A 19727-nucleotide genomic window follows, 5' to 3' on the forward strand; every position below is an offset into this window, starting at 1 on the left:
TTATATATAGTTATATTTAACAAGGAATGCAAACTTTGTAACAATAAAAATAATCCAAACTATAGTTGAAGCCCAGAAGGGCTTCGAAAATTAGAAGAGGTTTGCGTTTTGATCGATCCACTTGAGATATTCGATGATATCTTTGATTTGTTGATCACTCATATGCTGATTCGGCATTCGGAGGTTGAAGTAGTCAATCAATGTTTTTACATATGGATCGTTATAGAATTTAGATGGGTTTTTGATAAATTCAGCTACCCATTTTTCACCATTTTCATGTCGTTGGAGCACCCCTACAAGGTCTGGTCCAGAACTTACTTTACCGATGACGTGACATCCGTTACAACCACCTTCAGCAAACGCAACTTCTCCTCGTTTTGCAGCTTCGCTCATAGGAGTTGCAAGTTTTTTAACAAGGAGGTCTTTAGCTCTGATACCAACATCAGCAGTTTTAACCAAATATTGCCATGCTTGGTATTGGAAGTTGATTGCAGTTTCTATATCACCTTTTTTGAGTGCTTCTTCAGCTTTTTTCTCTTCAGCAGGAACTTTGCTGAATTGATCCATCGCATCTTCAACAAGCTGTTTGACTACAGGGAATTTTTCATAGTGATTTTCTTTTAGGAATTTCACAACACTTTGAATAACTTTTTTCGTTGCTTCGTTGAGAGCAACTGTTTTTTTGTACTCTTTCATGAGCTCTTCTTTGCTCATTTTTTTGAGTTTGATTTTACGTACAGATTTATAAACTTTATTTGGATCTTTTACAAGCAAGTAACCCATCATCTCTAGGTGAAGTGCAGAACAGAACTCTGTACAGTAGTATGGGAATACCCCTTCTTGATCCGCTTTAAATGTTACAGCCACAGTTTTACCTGGTTCAAGTGATGCGTGTACATTGTACCAGTCTACTGTAAAGCCGTGTGTTTCGTCCTCCGCTCGCTCTAGGTTTGTGAGATAGAATGTGACGATATCGCCCTTATTGACAGTCACGTGCTCAGGATTGATATGGCTTCGCACCAATGTTCCATAGACATAAACATGGTTCCCTTTTCGAACAATTTTTTCTTGTCCGGCAAGCGTTTTTCCTCTATGAACTTTTCCGGTAAACGGATTTGTTCCCATCGGATAGCGTACTTCTGGATGAAGCTTGCTTGCTCGAATCGCTACTGCTTGGTGTGGTTCACCAAGTGGGACTGGCATATCATAAAGCAGTTTCATTTTCTTACCGCTAACATCAATGAGCTGGTGGTTTTGTGGGTGAAGTGGTCCAATTGGGTTGAATCTATCGATTGCAAGTTTGTTAAGTGCGATAATATATTCGCCTTGCGGATCTTCTGTTTTTCCTTCCATTCCACAAAGGTGACCGATGTTGTAGTTTACGTTGACTCTATCTTTGACTTCACAATTGAGATAATCCCATTTGACAACTTGGCTGTCAACATAGAGTGATGTATAGATCTCACCTTCAGTTTTCCATTTTGGTCCAAATTGGTTATGTAGTGGTCCTAAACCAAGTTCTGCTTGACAATGCATCGCTTTTTTCATATCGATAATTGGAATACCGTATGGATCTTTTCCAGCAAAGTCATGATTTTTCACAGCTTTCATAATCTTTTTAAAGTCATATACAGTTGCATGAGTATCAAGCTTTCCACACACAACAATATATCGACCATCTGGGCTCACATCCACTCCGTGTGGAGATTTTGGCTCTGGAATCAAGAAAAGACAATCATTTTTTACCGCTACTTCGATAGGAATAACTTTATGTCCATTGATAATTTTTACATTTTTTGGATCTTTTGCAAGCTCAGCTAGTTTTCTCCAATTGTATACATGCAAGTAGTCTGTATCGTTTCGGCTACAACCAGCCTCAAATGGTGGAAGCCCTTTTTCAATACCTCCGGTATACATTTCAGAGTTGAATGAGTTGGTAAATCCCCATCCATAGCTTAGCTCTTTACCTGCATCGCTCAAATCTTGCATGTAAGGCGGCATTTCGATAGTAAAAGACTCTTCTGGAATAATTCGTCCATTTTCGTGATCAAATTTCCAAACAGTCACACCACCTCTATATACATCTGCATACTCTTCCATTGGGTGGTAGTTGTTATCAAATGGTGCTGCATATTGACACGCTTCCAAAATATATTCACTGTTTGGTGTAAAGAAAGCTCCACCATGGTCCGACTTAAAAACAGGGTTGACAACGATTTGCTTTGTTACAAAGTCTTTTAAGTCGATAACGGCAAGTCTTGGATTCGCTTTATCGTTAATGACAAGCCATTTTCCATCATATACACCATTCGTTTCTGAAAGCGCTGGATGGTGAGTGTCCCCCCATGTAATTTTTTTACCGTTTCTCCAACCCTCTTTCAATACCTTTTTCGTATCATCATCATATCCCCAGCCTTGCCAAGGCTCAGGTGTAAAAACACCGATAAATTTCAAAATCCGCATTGATGGTACACCATAAACCATTATCTGGCCAGATTGTCCACCGGAGCTAAATACAATATATTTATCCCTTCCACCTGATGGGGTATAGGTTTTAGCAGCTGCAAGAATATCATCTTGCGTCAGCCCACGCTCTTTCATAATCTTTTCTAGTTCACTTTGTGCAAGTGAAACGCTAGAAACCAGTCCTGCTGCCGCCACAAGGCTGATAAGCCTTTTCATGACTCGATACATTCGTTCCTCCTTTTTATTAGCGATTAACACTGGGTTAACATTAAATAATTATAGGAGCCATTACTTAAAAAGAAGCTTAATTTTTTAAAAATTTTATAAAAAAATGAAGTATTGATTATGAGTTGTACAGGATTCGTTTAAGGTTTGCGTGGCAAATTTGTGACTTTTTGTCAATTAAAACAGACGATAGCTACGATTTTTTTTAAAGGCCAAAAAATTTTTTTGTTGTTCATCAAGATTAAAACTTAAAATTTATCATTATATTTTAGAGAGAAACAGGTACACTTTTTATTGGCTCTTTTCGAAGAATCAAAGGGCTCATTATTAAAATTTGTAAAAAAGCAAAAAATACAAAGTTATTTAATTTTTATTCAAACCAATTGAGCTTATCTCGAAGTTCGACCACTTTTCCGACTACAATAAGTGCAGGGGTAGGAAGATTTTTTGCTTTTTCGTAGATATTTTCCAGCGTACCAATTACAGTTTTCTGCTCTGGAGTGGTTCCTTTGGAGATCACTGCTACCGGAAAATCCTTCGGTTTTCCTATTTCAATCAATTTTTGCGCAATATTTTGAAGATTATGCAATCCCATTAAAAAGACAATCGTATCGTCTGTTTTAAAATTTTCCCATGGAATCTGACTCGTTTCTTTATTTGGCGCTTCATGGCCTGTAACGACCCGAAAACTCACACTGATACCTCTATGCGTTACTGGAATGCCGGCATACGCTGGTACACTGATAGAAGAGGTTATTCCTGGAATAATCTCAAATTGGATCCCTCGCTCTCGAAGGTAGGCACCCTCTTCGCCTCCTCTGCCAAAAACAAAAGGATCACCACCTTTGAGTCGGACCACCACATCAGCCCGTAAAGCGCTTTGGTAAATCACCTCATTGATCTGATCTTGGGGCAAAATATGCTTTCCATCCTCTTTCCCCACATAGATAAATTCGCATCCATCTTTTGCCATTTTCAGAATTTCGGGATTAGCCAGTCTGTCATAGATGATGATATCCGCTTCTTTGATAACTCTTGCAGCCTTCAGTGTTAACAGTTCAACATCACCTGGACCTGCTCCAGTTAGATAGACCTTCCCCATTCTACGCCTTTTTTTCTTTATTGTAGCGCCTCTTTTGGCCTATTTCCTTGCTTCATATCAAAAATAAAAATCCCCGATGGTTTTGGCACGGCTACTTCAAAAGCCTCTTTCCAATTCTTGATATCCATCCCAATCACTTTGCTCAGGCCGTTATTGGAAACATATAAGAGTGGTTCTTCCTTGCTCCATCGCACATGCAACACCATGCCTCCAAAATCAAACCGTTTGATGACCTGTAAGCTTTTCGTATCAACAATCTGTACAATCGGGAACTTTTTCCCGCTGAAAGTCACAGCCAGATATCGTCTATCAGGACTCAGTGAAGTAAAAACAGGATTCCCTTCTACTTCAATCGCTTTGAGAAAATGGAAGTTTTGATCAAATACAAAAACCTTATTGTCACCCACAGCCGGTATAAAAAACTTATCTTTCATAATAGACCAAAAGCCAAAATGAGGCACCTTTAGAACCATCGTTCTTTTTTCCAGTTTCAAAGGAACTTGCTTATATTCAAACGTATCAAGATTTAAAACACCAACAAACGGTGAATTGAAAAACCCTACTACATAAAGATTTTTATTAATCATCGCATCAAAGGGCATTTCACCTGCATTTCTTATGATTTTTACTTTTTCAAAATGGATTTTTTTCTCATACATCGGTGTGCCATCCGGTTTGATGCAACGAAGCGGAATTTTTTCAACAATCTTTTTCATAACCCATATTGCATCACTATCCATTGCGGCAAAAACAAGATAATCTTTATAGGTTTTGATTCCCACATTTCTTGAACCAGTATCGATAGTTTGAAGATGTCGAAGATTTCTATCATAGATTTCTACTGTTTTGTTTGCATAGTTTGCTACGGCTATAAAATCTTTTGCCAATGTAAAGCCGATAGCGCTTTTACTTGCCTGAACTTCAGCAATCTTTTTTTCATGAATTGGATCAAATTTGATCAAATATCCATCCCTTGTAATGACATAACCATCATTTTCAATAAATTTCACTACAGCGTGATTGAAATTGTGCAAGTTTTTTATCTCATTTTTTAGCTTATGATTCTCTATCACAGCCAGTGCACTGTTTTCACGCTCGACAACAAACACTTTTTCATGAGCAAAAACCGTTAACACTATACATAAAAAAGCTACAATTATTTTCATACTTTATCCTTTGGAACTGGGAAATAGGAATTAGGAATTAGAATAAGAAAGATATTGACTAAATCAAGCGAAACAATTGTAAATTTTAGTGAAGAAAAAGCGTTAAAAAAAGTGGATTTTACCCATAGGGCAGCGTAGCTGTTTGCACTTTTTAGCTTTTTTGTAGCGTTATAAAATTTACACTCTTGTTGAGCGTATTTAGTTACTGCCTTAACAATACTCATTCCTTATTCCTATTTTACATAACAGCTTGGATCTTCCGCCCACAGATCACCATGAATCGCCCATGCTCTTGGGCGGCTTCCCCCATTGCAAATCTCTATCCATTCACAATCTTGGCACTTTCCGCTGATCCCTCGTGGAAACTGACGAAGCTTTTGCAAAAGTGGATTTCCATCATCTAGCCATATCGTATCAAAAGGTTTTTCAAAGATGTTGCCAACTGTTTCAGGGAAAAATGGATCCGGTTTTACATTTCCTTCACTGTCGATATTGACCAGATTCCTCCCTGCACTGTTACCACCCCATTGAAGCAGTCTTTGCATGAGTCTTTTTGCAGCATCAGCATCCCTTTTTTCCAAAGTCTGCAAAAGCATGACCGCATCCATCTCCATATTTCCTGTTACAATATCGATATTTTGCCCACTCTCATAATATTCAAACGCTTTTTGAATAATATATTCTACTGCCTTTTTTCTTTGCTCTTTTGTCAGATCCATTTTGAGATTATCCAATCCCCTGCCACTATAGACCAAATGGGAGATATACACCTTGTCAATCCCTTTCGTCTCAGCCAGCTCAAAAATATGTTCAAGTGCATCAACTGTCTCTTTTGTGATAGTAAAACGGATCCCTACTCTCCCACCATGCTCATGAATGAGATCGATCGCTTTGAGGCTCATTGTATAACTTCCCTCAAGTCCTCTAAATCTGTCATGAATAGCCTGTGTTCCGTCGATACTGATACCGATATATGAAAATGTATCGATGATACGCTTTACATTGGAATGGTGGATATAAAGTCCGTTAGTAGAAAGATAGGTTGCAATTCCCTCTTCTCTCATTTTTTCAGCTATATCAAAAATGTCTTTTCTTGTTAACGGCTCACCACCGCTAAATATTACAAATTTCACGCCCGCCTTTTTAAGCTGGGGAATCGTCTGCATGATCTTTTGGGTAGTTAGATGGTCTTGCGATTCAAGTCCGGCTTTTGAGTAACAGTGCAAGCAGCTTAGATTGCATCTGTTAGTGAAATTCCAGATCGCTATGGCACCATGCAAATAGCGCTGCGGAAGATCTTCAATAGAGGATTTGATCAAATTACTCAAACGAAACACTTTATTTATCCTTGAAACTTTTGATGTAATCGACAATGCATCGAAGCTCTTTAGGGCTTAGATGAAAGGCTGGCATCGCATTTCTTTTGTATCCCAAATATTTATAAGTATGCTCTGGATCTGTTATCTGTGCCATCATCTCTTCATCACTTCTTTGTTTCGCAATCTGGGCAAATGGCGGCCCAAAAGCCATGGCAGTTTGATGATGACATCCCCAGCACTTCTCTTTGAAGATGGAGAGCCCAAAAAGTCTTGGATAAAACTTTCTGTTTTTATTGATAAAGTTGTACTTCCCTACCGGAACATTTGCCTTATAATCCTTTAACTCTTTAAATGTATCCGTTTGCCATACAAGCAGATCCCCATTTGGTTCATAAATACTCAAATAGGCATATTTTCCATCTCCGCTAAATTCAGTATGGATATATCGTTTGTTTTTTCTCGGAACTATTTTTTTAATTGTATATTTTGCTTTATCCACAAGGATAAGCTGATCACTTCCATTATCAACCCACAAATAATCGCTTTGCGGATGGGTTTTGACAAAGAAACCGTCTCCGCCTACATTGATTTTTTTAACAAGCTTCCAGTCATACATTTGCCAAATCGTAATGTAAGGTTTTCTAAGATGCGGTGTAGCAAAGTAAAATTTTCCATCTTTATACCAATACGTTGCGCTAAATAGATGTGGCATTCCCTCGATTGGTGCTTGAAATACTTCTTTCAATGTTTTAATATCATAAACCCGAAGATCTTTTCCGTGTCGTGTTGTACCGATAATATACTCTTCAAAGGGATCGATAAAAAAATCTTCGATCGGCTTATCTAGCTTATAAGAAGTAAACCGGAGTAATTTCGTATCGACTTTGTAAAGCTTTGGACTGTTACGAAGGGTAAAAATCGCTTCATCTTTGCTATACAACTCATATAAAGCACTTATTTTTCCCTTCACATCATACATTTTGACAGGTTTTAAATTGTTTCTTTCAAATACGACCACCCGCTCAGGAAGCAAACAGGTAGCAAAAAGATATTTACTGTCTCGACTCAAAGAGATATTGCGAAGGTTGACACATGCTCTTATTTTTTCTTCCAATCTTCCATGTTCCAAGCTATAGTGCCCTATCCATCCATCCCGTGTAGGAATATAGAAGTTTTTTCCATCCAATGTATACTTGAGGCCACCATGCACATTTTTAAAAGTAAATTTGTCTAAAACTTTTTCGTTCTCCATCACCCATACTCTGTTTGCTCCTCGCTCTACAACTAACGTGACATTTTCTATATTTGTGATACCCAGATTTTTTTTAGAATTGGAGAATACTTTTTTGCTTTGTACGATATCCTCTTTTGACCAGGTAATATTTTTCGCAGGTGTTCTGAGATAGCGAACAATGGCTTCGATCTCTTGATCGCTTAAAAATGAGAATTTGGGCATCAGTGTTTGTGGTAAAGAGTTTTTAATAATGGCATGGAGTTTCTTATCATTAAGACGTTTGATAAATTGTGGTAAAAGGGGTGGTGCCGAAATGCCTTGTCGTTCTTTCCCGTGGCATACAGCACAATATTTCTGATAGCTGTCATATCCCTTGTTTTTGAAGTTCTTTGCTTCTAGTTCATGAATCAATGGTGAAGCTGGTAAAAAAGTGAGCAAAAAAAGCAGCAATACAACCTGTTTCATAATAACTCCTCTATGAGGAGCAAGAACTACCAAGACCTCTTGGCACTTCTCACTCATCGATATTATAACACTGAAAGATTAGCCGGGCCTTAGCCCGGTCAATCTTAGTAGATATCGTATTTTGTATTGAAGACGTTGAATTTTCCTGTCGGAGTTCGTACCCAATCTCCTGTGATCGCTTTTTTGAGTTTGAGTTTTTCAGCATCGTATACCAAGATCGCACTTGGTACAAGCTTGTTACCCCAAACACTGACCCAAAATTCATCACCGTCTTTATTGAATTCGATATGAACCGGTCCTCTTGGTTTAACTTTGATTTTTTTGCCGTTAACTGTAACTGTTCGTTCTTTTACATATTTTCTAGGAATTTTAATTGTTTTTACAACTTTAAGTTTATTTTTATCAATTACGTAAAGTTGTGTTTGTAGTTTTCTGTCAGGGTTAACCGGTCTATCTGCGATGATATATTTACATGCTGGATGTGTTTTGATAAAGAGGTTACCCCCACCTTCTCCAGGTAGATGAATATCTTTAACCACTCTCCATGCATATTGCGGATGGTATGTTGGATCTGTTCCGATACATACTACATCGTTACTACCGATGTGTCCAGTACACCAGATTGGACCATATTTTGGATGGCTTACATTTGCACCTCGTCCAGGGTGTGGTTTTGTACCACCAGTAGGAATAATTGCAGCAACTTCACCATCTTTTGTATCCACTGCAACTACTTTGTTACGAGCATTCGCCGCAACGAGGAAGTATCGCTTGGTTAAATCCCAACCACCATCATGCAGATATCTTTCTGCCATCAGCATATGAATCTTCGGATCTCTTGGATCAGAATAGTTATAGAGCCATACCTGACCAGTCTCTTTGACGTTGATAACCCACTCAGGTTTATGGTGATTCGCAACGATGGAAGCAACTCGAGCCTCTCTTGTAAATTCACCTGTATCATAGGTATAGCTTGCGGTTGAGACGATTTGGATAGGCTCAAGCGTATCACCTTTAAGCGTTACGATTGAAGGAGGCCAGTAACATCCTACAACCGCATACTCATCCTCATACCCTTTTGCTTTTGAAGTATCGATACTTCGAGCATCGTTACATACTCTAATTTCTGCAACATTTTGTGGTTTTTTCATCCATAAGTCGATAACGCTTGCCTTACCATCCCGACCAATTGCATACATATATCGGCCAGATTTAGAGGTTCTTAGGATATGGGTAGCAAATCCAGAAGGAACAATACTTACAAGCTCTTTTGTATCACCATCAACAATTGCCACCTTGCCAACATCTCTCAGCACTATACCAAAATAGTTTTCCCAATTTCTTTTAGTTTCAGGCTTTGTAGGACGTTTTTCTGGCGGTACTAAAACTTTCCATGTTTTTTTCATATCCGCCATACTTTTTTCCGGTGGCGATACTGGTGGGAGCTGAATAAACTTAGCCATCAATTCTGTCTCTTTTTTTGTCAATTCACCTGAAGCACCCCAGTCTGGCATCCCACCAGGAGTACCATTATAAATGATATATTCTAAAGTTTCAGTCCCCATTTGTTTTGTTTTTTTAGGCAATAAGTTAGGACCCAATGCCCCTTTTCTAAGCATCCCATGACATCCGGCACATCGATCGAAATAGATTTGGGTCGCTTTTTTCATCTCATCGGGACTAAGATAAACATTCCCAGCTGCTAAAGCACCACTTGCAAAGGCACTTAATGCAAGAACAGCGCTCATTCCAATTTTGAGTTTCATTGATACTCCTTTATCTAGATTTGCCCCTCTCCCTCCATTACATGGAGCACAGGAGGCCCGGATTACTCTTCCGGGATATCTCCATGTTCCATCTTTTTCTTCTCATCAAAATAGATCCAGATCATCGGTAAGACGATCAACGTATGGAGTGTAATGGTCAATGTCATCGGTCCTTGATTGAGTATGGACCAGAAACTGCAGACCACATCGGTACATGGCTCAAACATAGTTGCTCCTTATATCAATTATATTGAAGTTATTATTAATATTTTCTTATTTAAGCAGCTGCTGCCGCACCACTTGCCTCATACACTTCAGCTGGCTGTTTTTTTGTACATGTCAAAAGGTCGTATACTAAGAAAACATATCCGGCGATTACCATAAGACCTGTTGCAAGTCTCCATCCCAGACCTTGTACAAACCATTGATTTGCTTGAGCAACAAAGTATCCTTCCCATGTTCCACCATACATACCCCGTTCGACCATCGTTTGTACATATGCAGAAAGTGTTAAAGATACTGTCATCAAAAGTACTCCAACAGTGATAAGTGTAATCGCCCACCATCCAGCTTTTGTCATTTTAAGCTCTTTGAGTCCTGCCTTTCCTTGAACACCAAGATAGATAGCAGCAATCATAATCGCTACATATGCACCAAAGAATGCCAAGTGTCCATGAGCTGCTGGCCACTGAGTTCCGTGAGTATAAAGGTTGATTTGAGGGAGTGTATGCATAAATCCCCACACACCAGCACCTAGGAAGTTTCCAAATGTCTCAACTGTCAACCATGCAAAAGCTGGAACGTTTTTGATAGTGTTCCCTTTTCCTCGCTCTTTACCCCAGTCATAAAGTACGTGAACAAAAAGACCTACGAGTGGAACTGGTTCAAGTGCACTAAAGAGCGCTCCAATTTCCCACCAATATTCTGGTGTTCCTATCCAGAAGTAGTGGTGACCAAGACCCAAGATACCAGATCCAAACATCATGGCTACTTCGATCCATAGCCACATCTCAACTACTTTTCTGTTTGCATTGAGCGTTTTAATGAGGATATAGCCACCAACTGCTGCAACATAAACTTCCCATGTTGCTTCAACCCAAAGGTGAACAACCCACCACCACCAGAATTGATCAACAGAAATATTGTCTGTATAGAACATACCTGCTAAATACAAACCTGCCAAAGCAATCAAGTCTGCCATTAAGACTGCTAATATTCCAGTCTTTTTACCACTCATAACAGTAGCATACACATTATAAAGGAAAATGAGTACTACGACAACGATACCAATATCCGCCCATCGTGGTGCTTCGATATATTCACGGCCTTCCGTAATAAGCCATGTTGTCATCTCATTTCCCGGACCTACTTGGATAAAAAGATAGACCAATACAACAACAGCAACAGCTGCAGTCAAAACATAAAATGCCAGATTTCCAAGCTTGACACCTACCACTTCTCTGCCAGCCTCATCTGGTAAAAGCCAATACACTGCACCGATCATTGCATACAAAAGCCAAACGACAAGTGCATTGATATGCACAATTCTCGCAATGGAGAAGTCAAGTGTATTAAACAAAAATCCGGGATACAAAAACTGTATCGCTGCTATCAGCCCAAAAAGAAGCTGGGCACCAAACAAAACTATCGCAACTGTAAAATACTTGAGCGCTAACTTTTGCCCTTCATAGAGTTGACCGTTATTTCCTTGCATCGACCGCTCCTTTGATTTTTCCAAAGTTTCTCGGGAATCCGTTGGTATCGATCGCAGACATAAACTTCAGATACGCAACAACCGCTTTTGCTTCATCCTTTGTAATACCAAGATTTGGCATCTTTCGCTCATGCATAGCCATAGCCGGAGGATTTTGTAAAAATTTTGCCATTGCATACTCTTTTCCTCCATATGCAGGAGCAAGAGTTTCCCATGTTGGATCGAGCCATGCTTTGGTTAAATCCGGTGCATAATAGGCACCATTCCCAAGAAGCGTATGACAATCCATACAGTTTTTCGCCTGAATGGTGAGCTTTCCTTTGTGAATAAGCGCTCTTGCTTCTTTTTCACTGTAATCATCCCGACCGAAAAATTTCTCTTTTTCCTCATATTTACTGTTGCCATTGGCATCCATTCCACCTATAATTGGAACTTCGTGCCCTCTTTTTCTATTGAGCTGATAGTCGATCTTGTAGTTAATCACTACCGGTGAAGGTATCCGTTTATCGACTTTATTTTTTATATCTTGTGCCGTACCCATCTGCATCTGTGCCATTGAATCAAAGGTCAAAAGTATCAATAGCACTGCAGACACACCCGTTACCCATGTCGCAGATCGCCGCCAGAACCTGTTACTGGTCCAAACTGATGGCTTATTGTCCATATCGCCTCCTTCTTAAGATGTAACTTCACTATGCTCGAAACGGTTATGGACCTTTTCGAGTAGAAAATAGACGATGTGTGGAAATACAAGATATCCCACCATCGCACCTATAAGAACCTTTTGTGTATAAGGTTCCACCCGTAGCAGCTCACCTAAATAGTATATACACGCCACCAATGCACCCCAGGAGAGATATGCCAAGACTATGAAATATTTTTTTACCAATCTCAGCTTCACCAATGTAAAAAAACCTGCATACATCATTCCAAATAGGATGACCCAGGCAGAAATGACGAAGATTGGTAAAAAGTCTTGGCTTGGAATATCGTGCATATAATACTCCATCGATCCCTCCTAAAAATAAATTTACATTTTTATTGTATGTCTTTTTTTGAACCATTACTTTGATATTGATCAATAAATATTGAACTTAGTTTTTTAGCTCCATTTAATTTTTTGCAATTTATAATTGTATCTCCCAATAAAAAAGGCCAATATATGGAAAAAATACGCAGTTTCTATCTCTTTAACAATCTCGACGACAAACAGTTTCAACGATTGAAAGAGATTTCTGTTTTAAAGCAGTATAAAAAAGGAAGTATCGTTTTTTATGAAGGAGAGATCGCTAAACATCTTATTTTGCTGACAAAGGGAATTTTACAGATCTACAAAAGCGATCACAAAGGCAATAAAATCGTACTACATGTTTTCTATCCGCCGAATTTAATCGCAGAAATCGTCAATTTTGAACAGATTCCCTATCCCGCATCGGGAGAATTCCTCACAGAGGGTGAACTTTTATTAATCGATTATAAAATATTTGAAGAAGAATTTTTAAAAAACCCTGAAATTGCTTTTACAATAATTAAGTCATTAACCAATAAGATCCGCTATCTTGAACATGTTATCACCAATGATCTTGTCTTAAGTTCCACTGCAAGAGTGGCAAAATTTATTTACGAACACGAAGAAGAGTTTATGGATCTGAAAAAAAACGAGATTGCGACACTTCTCAACATCACGCCAGAAACCCTTTCTCGCATCATCTCAAAATTTAAAAAGCTGGGACTTCTTGAAAAAAATCGTTCTCAATACAAAGTCCTCAAAAAAGAGGAATTCCGATCTTTCTTTGAATAACCAATCTACACAAAAGGAGTATCATGAAAATAGCATCGATCTTTGTCAGTGGTTTATTGCTTGGAATGACGGCATTCGCACATAAACAAGAGCCTGTACATGAACCTGCAAAACCGTACTATGTCGTAATCAAAGGTATTCATAACTATGGTGATCACCACGGAAACGAAAAGGGTGATCATGGTAACGGAATAGGTATAGACTTGGGTTATCGACTCGGTCACGGTTTTGCAGTGGAGATTGATGGAAGTTATGAAAAGACAAATGTAACTGTTTTCGAAGAGACAGAATCTGTACGTGAAAATATCAAATACTGGACCTCCTCTCTTGATTTTGCCTATACATACGAAGCAACCGAGTCTTTAGGTATCCTATTTAAAGTAGGCTATGAGTATGAATATGAAAAAACGGACACTGAAAGCAGTCACGATACTGGACTGGTCTATGCGGCAGGTTTCGAATATGCGATAGATTCGACATGGAAGGTAGTCGGAGAATATGAAAAATCAACAATTAAAGGACCAAAAGGGGATATGATTACACTTGGTGTAATGTATAACTTTGATTTGTAAGAAGCGAAGGAGGGAATGAAACTGGCAAAATTGATCTCCTCTTCGCTTCTTTCCCCCGAAGGGGAGAGAAATTAGAGTCCAGCGCTAAATTTGTAATCGAGCTGTACCCAATATTTTGTTGTGTCTGTTGCATATTGATCAGCATTATAGTCAGCATATTTAAGTAACAATCCTATGTTCTTATTAATTTTATAGGTATATGCTATATCAACTTCCGTACCATAATCAGTGCTTCCTCTATCAGAATTGAAATCATGATAAATACCTATGATTTTTCCATACTCTCCTGCATTGTATCCCAATTTTACAGAAAAGTCTTCTAAACCATCAGCAGGAGTAGAAAGAAACTTATCTGCCCAACCGTTCATTGCATGTAAAGTTGCAAGAGGGGTATTGAAGGCCATATCACCTGTTCCCGCATCACCTAATACTTCATATCCCAAACCACCAATGAATCCATTATATGATGCAGTTACATTAAGATTGTAATATGTAGGATCATCTTGATTTAATTTTGTATATGGCCAGTCGTCATCATCATCTAAACTTGGATCTTTTTGTACCGCATACTCAGCTGTATAATTCACTTTTACGCCATTGAAATCTACATTGCCTGTCAATCTCAAACCTATATGATCCATAAGATTTTCAATCATATAGTCATAGGCGGTAATTGTCAATTCTGGCATAACTTTATAAGATGCATGTAGTAAAATACTACCTGTTTTCATATGTTTATTTCCTGGACCATCACCATTTTTATTGAAGATTCTGTTGACATTCCAAACATATGCACCAAGCAGGTTCAAGTTTTCGATACCATTATAGATTACAGCTGCCAAATCATATGTTTGTGGCATCTGTCTCCAGCCAACATTACCGATAAATCGGTGATTGTCCAAAGTCACCATTTTTCGGCCAACAATCGCAGTAAAGCCATTTGCAGAATAGCTGATATTTGCCTGTGTCACCCTTGTTTGCTCAGGGTCGGCAACCACTGGATAGTTACCAGAATCGTTTTCTGGAGCATAATCATCATCCAAAGCTGTCACATTCATCACTTGAAACTGTGCTCCAAGACCATCCACTCCAAAAAGCTGAGCATTGAGCCCAAGAGCGGTTCGAACCGTTACCGCATTCGCCTCATCAGTAAAGCCATCCTGATCCACATATTCATATCGTGGTCGCACTTCCAAAGAGACCTTTGGATTGGAAACAATATTTTCCAATGCGCTTGCACTTGCTGCGCTGCTCATTCCAGCTGCCAACAATACTGCAGCAGTTATACTTAATCCAATCTTTTTCATTTTTACTCCTTTTGTGAGGTAAATCATTTTTTATGATACCTATTATATTTTAAATTTATACTTAAAATAATTGATTTTAATCAATTTTTTCAAGCATAAATCAAATTTTTAATGAGCGTTTCTGGAGTCTCTCCCAACTCTTGTGCTTTTTCCAACAATTTTTTATAGGTCGCACTATCGATATAGCTTACGCAGCGAACATGTTCACCTGCATCCAAGCGCATCTGATCATATCTCTTTTGCATTTCTATCCGTTTTTCTTTTGGAACCCAGCTTCGCATAGACTTATACTCAACCAATTTACCATTTTTATACACTCCACTCACCTCGGCATACACCCAGTAAAAACCTTTGTCTTTGCGTAAATTTTTTACATAACCTTTCCATATTTTCTCTTGTCGTATCGTTTGCCAAAGCTCTTGGAATACAGATTTTGGCATATCTGGATGTCTAAGGATATTATGAGGTTTTCCGATGAGCTCTTCGGGCGTGTAGCCACTTATCTTGGCAAAAGTTTCATTTGCGTAGGTGATAACCCCTTTTAAATCCGTTCTAGAAATGATAAGCTCATCTTTTGGTACCTCCGTTTCGATAAACATATCCCACGTAATATCCATCTTGAACCTTTAGATATATTTTTTCTTCAAATCGCCATGATATACGATCTGTTCAGCAGGTACATCCTTTTCCAAAATCTCCGGTACAGGCTCTTGTATCTCAAGATCATCACGCAAAGCATCCAACTCCTCTTCACTGTAAGAAAAAACCATTTCCGCACTCAAAACCCCTTCTAAAAACTGCAAGGTTTTGAGTTTCTTAATCTCTTCTTCAATTCCATCACCTTCGATAGTCACAATGATATAACCCTTTTCATCCACAATATGGATATCGCAAACACCGCTTTCTTCTATACGTTTTTTAACATTTTCTACATCCTTAGGATTACATCTGACAACACAACTACTTACATTCATGGTAACCTCCATTTTTTGATTTCTCCGGTTTCACTACCTGTAAAAATTGTTTTTTCATCAGCGAATCGTACAACGTTCACTATATTTTTATGTCCTACAAGTTGGTATACAACTCGCATTTGATCAATATCCAATACTTTCAAATGATATTTTTCATTATCACCATATACAACATATCTATTCTTTGGACTTAAACCGACAACATAGATGAAAAAGTCTGGATTTTGTATCTTTTTATGGCGATTCTCTTTCCAATAGTATATTGCCAAAGTCTTATCTGCTCTACTTCCCGCTGCTATTACTCCATCATTAATATCGATAGAGAGAATTTTATCTTTATTAATATCTTTAATCAGTTTTTTTCTTTGAAGAGTTTTCGCATCAACAACAATAACCTCGCCACCTTCATCTCCAATAGCAATATTTGCTCTTTGTTTATCGATTGCCATGGAAGAATAAAAGTACTCTCCAGCTTTTGCTCTTTTTACTATAGTATGTTTTTTTATATCATAAAGCACTACCTCATCGCTCATCAAAGTCAAAATGGCATGATCCATATCTACAAACTTTGCTGCTTTTGCATATAGTTTCAATGATTTATCAAGAACTTTTACAACTTTCCCGTTCCGCACCAAAAACAGTTCCGCATACCCTTCCTCTGCCTGAGCCAGAAAAAGGATATTGCCATTTAAAACATCAATACTGTAAATATCTGCATCATTGAGAGTTCCCATAAAATCTTTGATTTTTCGTACCTTAAATTCTTGCAATATTTTCAGATCCGTATCTAAAATAATAACTTTACTCGCATCCGTTGCAACGTAGATTTTTGAATTATCTATCACCATATCAAGGACCGAAGCTTGAATATCGATACCTTTTATTGGCTGAATATCCGATCCAATCAGTGTAATGACACTCACTAAAAAAATAAACAATAATCTCATTTTACTCCCACTCCATTGCTTTTGTTGGACATACTGCAATACAAAATCCGCAACCTATACATTTTTCATTGATTTCAGGATTAAAAAGAGCTATAAAATCGATGGCATTTACTTCACAAATGTCTTTACACATACTGCAAATTGTCTTTTGCCATGCCAAACATCCCAAAGGATTGATTTTTGGTGGCTCGATGGTACTTTTATATTCACTATCCAAGACACCGCTCTCACAAACATCGGCACATGCATCACAAAATGTACATCCCGACTCTGAAAAATCCAAAGTGGGCTTATTGTTGAATATCACTATAATGTTCTCTTCACATGCTTCAACACAAGGTTTTGCCCCACACTCTTTGCATTTTTCAAAATCGGTCACATCTTTATAATAGGGAGGGTACAGGAGCTTTTGCTCCTTTTGCTCCCTCTTTTTTCCCAATAGAGCAGTAAAAAGCTCTCTTCTTTTCACTATTTGACGCCTTCCATCAAGTTTTTATACAGTTTTGACCTGTGTTTCGCATTTGGATCTCGAAAATCCGGTTTAAATGTATTAGCAACAAGCGGTTTTGCATTTGCTTGCGGAACATGGCACTGAACACAGTTGTATCGCTGTGGTGCAATATCCTCTTTTTTCGCCATAAGCGATAGTCTTCGTTTATACGCCTTTACATCTTCATAGAGTTTTTGCTTGATCAACTTCTCTTTTGTTTTAAAGAAGAAATCTTTGAAATGTGTTGGCGGTAATGGTGTTGCACCCATACTTTTTGCAACACTTGGCATGTGACATCCAAGACACGCATTGTTATTGAGCGTAATCGGAACCAAACCATCAATACTGTGTGGAATCAATGGCGGTGCGTTCTCATAACTTCTTTGAAATTTCTTTGCTGTTCCTGGTGCCGCTTTGCTGTATTCAACCTTAGGAGGCACTCCTCTACTACCATAACTCAATTCATGCTCACTTACCACTTTTTGTGAAGCCGCTCCACATCCAGCTGCTAAAAAGATAGCTACTGTAGCAGATAGTCCCACCAGTTTTTTCAATTTCATCTCACTCTCCTTTTTTCACAAAATCGCGTATTCCAAAGTGGAGTGCATCATCATCACACACTTCCACACATCGACCACATAGGGTACATTCCCCCATATCAACCATCTGGCTCTTTTTCCCTATCATATAAAGTACCTCTTTTTCCGGACACACCTCTTTACACTTCATACAAAGTGTACAGTTTGGCTGAATATGCTTTACCCGAAACAGATTGTATCTTCCTATGAGAGAATAGAAACCTCCCAAAGGACAGATATGCCCGCACCAGCCATTTTTCAAGATGAACAGATCAAACAAAAATATAGTTACAATCGCTGCCCATCCAAAACCCATGCCAAAAATGATACCTCGATGAGTCATAGATATAGGGCTGACAAGCTCAAATACTGCGGTACCAAGAATAAAGGAAAGGATAAAGCTAAGTCCCATAACCCAGTACCGAATATTTCTACTTGCCCACCATTTCTTTTCAAATTTGTCAAGATTCCATTTTCGCCTCAAATAGTTGGCCAAATCGGTTACCATATTGACGGGACACACATAACTGCAAAAAGCTCGCCCTCCCAGCAATGCGTAAAAAACGGCTATAATCACTGCACCAATCAGTGCATCCATCGCGACAATTGCACCAGTAGAAAAGATCTGTAAAACCGCATATGGATCTGCCAAAGGGATGGTATCAAACAGTTTGGAGGAACTGAGATTTCCCTGCAAAATCTTCCAACCCCAATAATTTCCTCCAATATAAAGCACCAAAAGCGCAATCTGCGTGAAGCGTCTCAATATCAAAAAGCGGTATTTGTTCCATATCTTACTCAAGGTTCAATCCTTCATTTAGTGACTCAACAGCACTTTTTTCACTTCTTGGTGTTACAGTTGTTCGAATACCGCTGCTTCCTTTGAGTCTCGCTTCATCGCTCTTTTCCCATCCTTTGACATAATGGTTTCCTACCTTTCCAAGCGCTACATCGCGTGGTAATACTTTTATAGCCGCAATTTCTGTTACACATGCATGCTCACACAGTCCACATCCTGTGCAGTAATCTGGATCGACTACCGGTAAAAGCTTTGCATGTTTTCCCGTCCTCTCATTGCGACGCATTTCCATATAGATTGCTTTATCCAGCAAAGGACACGCTCTATAACATGCGTCACACTGGATTCCCCAGTAGGCGATACAATCTTTTATATCGACAATGGCAACACCCATACGCATCATCGTAATGTCAAAGACCTGTTTGCCATCTTGCTCTTTTGTTACGCTTTTTATATCCAAAGCACCTGTCGGACAAGGTGGCACACAAGGAATATCATCACACATATAGCAAGGGATATTCCTCGGAATATAGTATGGCGTTCCAAGAGGTTTATTGTCTCCTGGCTTTGCCAGCATCAATGTATCATACGGACAAGCTTCTACACAAAGCCCGCACTTGATACAAAGACTCATAAAATCTTGCTCTTTTCTTGCACCGGGAGGTCTGAGAATCAGAGGAGCTGCTTTTGCCTCTTCTACATATGCGCTCCAAAGAAATCCTCCCGTTGCAGCGATGGCCACATTTTGTGCTAATGAGACCAAAAAGGCACGTCGGTTTTTATCCATATCCCCTCCCCTTTG

The 19727-nt window shown here is 38.8% G+C and carries 21 protein-coding genes; 2 read left to right on the top strand and 19 right to left on the bottom strand.

What is annotated here, in order from left to right; translation table 11 throughout:
- Window positions 1–90 precede the first annotated feature (90 nt).
- The 11 genes from nosZ to JG735_RS09225 form a co-directional block, all read right to left on the bottom strand.
- Window positions 91–2682, bottom strand: coding sequence for a Sec-dependent nitrous-oxide reductase (gene nosZ / locus JG735_RS09175; protein WP_370583476.1), 2592 nt, complete (start codon window positions 2680–2682; stop codon window positions 91–93).
- Window positions 2683–3061: 379 nt separating this feature from the next.
- Window positions 3062–3793, bottom strand: a complete 732-nt coding sequence (cobA, locus tag JG735_RS09180) for a uroporphyrinogen-III C-methyltransferase (protein WP_201334771.1) — start codon at window positions 3791–3793, stop codon at window positions 3062–3064.
- Window positions 3794–3810: 17 nt separating this feature from the next.
- Window positions 3811–4959: a cytochrome D1 domain-containing protein gene (locus tag JG735_RS09185; RefSeq protein ID WP_201334772.1), complete on the bottom strand. Its 1149-nt coding sequence runs from the start codon at window positions 4957–4959 to the stop codon at window positions 3811–3813.
- Window positions 4956–5183, bottom strand: a complete 228-nt coding sequence (locus tag JG735_RS09190; protein ID WP_201334773.1) for a hypothetical protein — start codon at window positions 5181–5183, stop codon at window positions 4956–4958. The genes JG735_RS09185 and JG735_RS09190 overlap by 4 nt, the downstream gene beginning before the upstream one ends.
- A gap of 9 nt (window positions 5184–5192) precedes the next feature.
- Entirely contained in the window at window positions 5193–6296 is a 1104-nt protein-coding gene (locus tag JG735_RS09195) for a radical SAM/SPASM domain-containing protein (protein ID WP_201334774.1), read from the bottom strand.
- A 1-nt stretch (window position 6297) separates the two neighbouring features.
- Window positions 6298–7977: a cytochrome D1 domain-containing protein gene (locus JG735_RS09200; RefSeq protein ID WP_201334775.1), complete on the bottom strand. Its 1680-nt coding sequence runs from the start codon at window positions 7975–7977 to the stop codon at window positions 6298–6300.
- 104 nt (window positions 7978–8081) lie between these two features.
- On the bottom strand, window positions 8082–9743 hold the full coding sequence (locus JG735_RS09205) for a nitrite reductase (RefSeq protein WP_201334776.1): 1662 nt from the start codon (window positions 9741–9743) through the stop codon (window positions 8082–8084).
- Between the two features lie 62 nt (window positions 9744–9805).
- Window positions 9806–9970, bottom strand: a complete 165-nt coding sequence (locus JG735_RS09210) for a hypothetical protein (protein WP_201334777.1) — start codon at window positions 9968–9970, stop codon at window positions 9806–9808.
- A 50-nt stretch (window positions 9971–10020) separates the two neighbouring features.
- The gene (locus JG735_RS09215) at window positions 10021–11457 is read right to left on the bottom strand and encodes a cbb3-type cytochrome c oxidase subunit I (protein ID WP_236583991.1); all 1437 of its coding nucleotides are present in this window, start codon (window positions 11455–11457) and stop codon (window positions 10021–10023) included.
- Window positions 11444–12121, bottom strand: coding sequence for a cytochrome c (locus JG735_RS09220; protein WP_201334779.1), 678 nt, complete (start codon window positions 12119–12121; stop codon window positions 11444–11446). Before JG735_RS09220 ends, JG735_RS09215 begins: the two co-directional genes overlap by 14 nt.
- A 12-nt stretch (window positions 12122–12133) precedes the next feature.
- The gene (locus JG735_RS09225) at window positions 12134–12466 is read right to left on the bottom strand and encodes a hypothetical protein (RefSeq protein ID WP_201334780.1); all 333 of its coding nucleotides are present in this window, start codon (window positions 12464–12466) and stop codon (window positions 12134–12136) included.
- A 153-nt stretch (window positions 12467–12619) separates the two neighbouring features.
- On the opposite strand from JG735_RS09225, the gene JG735_RS09230 reads away from it, so the two are divergent.
- Both JG735_RS09230 and JG735_RS09235 read left to right on the top strand, forming a co-directional pair.
- Window positions 12620–13258 (top strand): Crp/Fnr family transcriptional regulator, encoded by a 639-nt coding sequence (locus JG735_RS09230; protein WP_201334781.1) that lies wholly within the window; start codon window positions 12620–12622, stop codon window positions 13256–13258.
- A gap of 23 nt (window positions 13259–13281) precedes the next feature.
- Window positions 13282–13830, top strand: a complete 549-nt coding sequence (locus JG735_RS09235) for a porin family protein (protein ID WP_201334782.1) — start codon at window positions 13282–13284, stop codon at window positions 13828–13830.
- Window positions 13831–13901: 71 nt separating this feature from the next.
- Here the strand turns inward: JG735_RS09235 and JG735_RS09240 are convergent, their stop codons facing one another.
- From JG735_RS09240 to napG, 8 genes are all read right to left on the bottom strand, one after another.
- On the bottom strand, window positions 13902–15137 hold the full coding sequence (locus tag JG735_RS09240; RefSeq protein WP_201334783.1) for a hypothetical protein: 1236 nt from the start codon (window positions 15135–15137) through the stop codon (window positions 13902–13904).
- An 89-nt stretch (window positions 15138–15226) separates the two neighbouring features.
- Window positions 15227–15754: a PAS domain-containing protein gene (locus JG735_RS09245; protein ID WP_201334784.1), complete on the bottom strand. Its 528-nt coding sequence runs from the start codon at window positions 15752–15754 to the stop codon at window positions 15227–15229.
- A gap of 9 nt (window positions 15755–15763) precedes the next feature.
- Window positions 15764–16111, bottom strand: coding sequence for a chaperone NapD (locus JG735_RS09250; protein ID WP_201334785.1), 348 nt, complete (start codon window positions 16109–16111; stop codon window positions 15764–15766).
- A complete protein-coding gene (locus tag JG735_RS09255; protein WP_201334786.1) occupies window positions 16108–17058 on the bottom strand; it encodes a WD40 repeat domain-containing protein in 951 nt (316 codons plus the stop codon). Before JG735_RS09255 ends, JG735_RS09250 begins: the two co-directional genes overlap by 4 nt.
- 1 nt (window position 17059) lies before the next feature.
- On the bottom strand, window positions 17060–17527 hold the full coding sequence (locus JG735_RS09260) for a 4Fe-4S dicluster domain-containing protein (protein ID WP_201334787.1): 468 nt from the start codon (window positions 17525–17527) through the stop codon (window positions 17060–17062).
- Window positions 17527–18108, bottom strand: coding sequence for a nitrate reductase cytochrome c-type subunit (locus JG735_RS09265; protein ID WP_201334788.1), 582 nt, complete (start codon window positions 18106–18108; stop codon window positions 17527–17529). Before JG735_RS09265 ends, JG735_RS09260 begins: the two co-directional genes overlap by 1 nt.
- Window position 18109: 1 nt before the next feature.
- A complete protein-coding gene (gene napH / locus JG735_RS09270) occupies window positions 18110–18928 on the bottom strand; it encodes a quinol dehydrogenase ferredoxin subunit NapH (RefSeq protein ID WP_201334789.1) in 819 nt (272 codons plus the stop codon).
- Window positions 18921–19712 (bottom strand): ferredoxin-type protein NapG, encoded by a 792-nt coding sequence (gene napG, locus JG735_RS09275; RefSeq protein ID WP_201334790.1) that lies wholly within the window; start codon window positions 19710–19712, stop codon window positions 18921–18923. The genes napH and napG overlap by 8 nt, the downstream gene beginning before the upstream one ends.
- Window positions 19713–19727: the final 15 nt, after the last annotated feature.

Origin of the sequence: Nitratiruptor sp. YY08-10 (assembly GCF_016629565.1) — a bacterium.
Classification (GTDB): Bacteria; Campylobacterota; Campylobacteria; order Campylobacterales; family Nitratiruptoraceae; genus Nitratiruptor.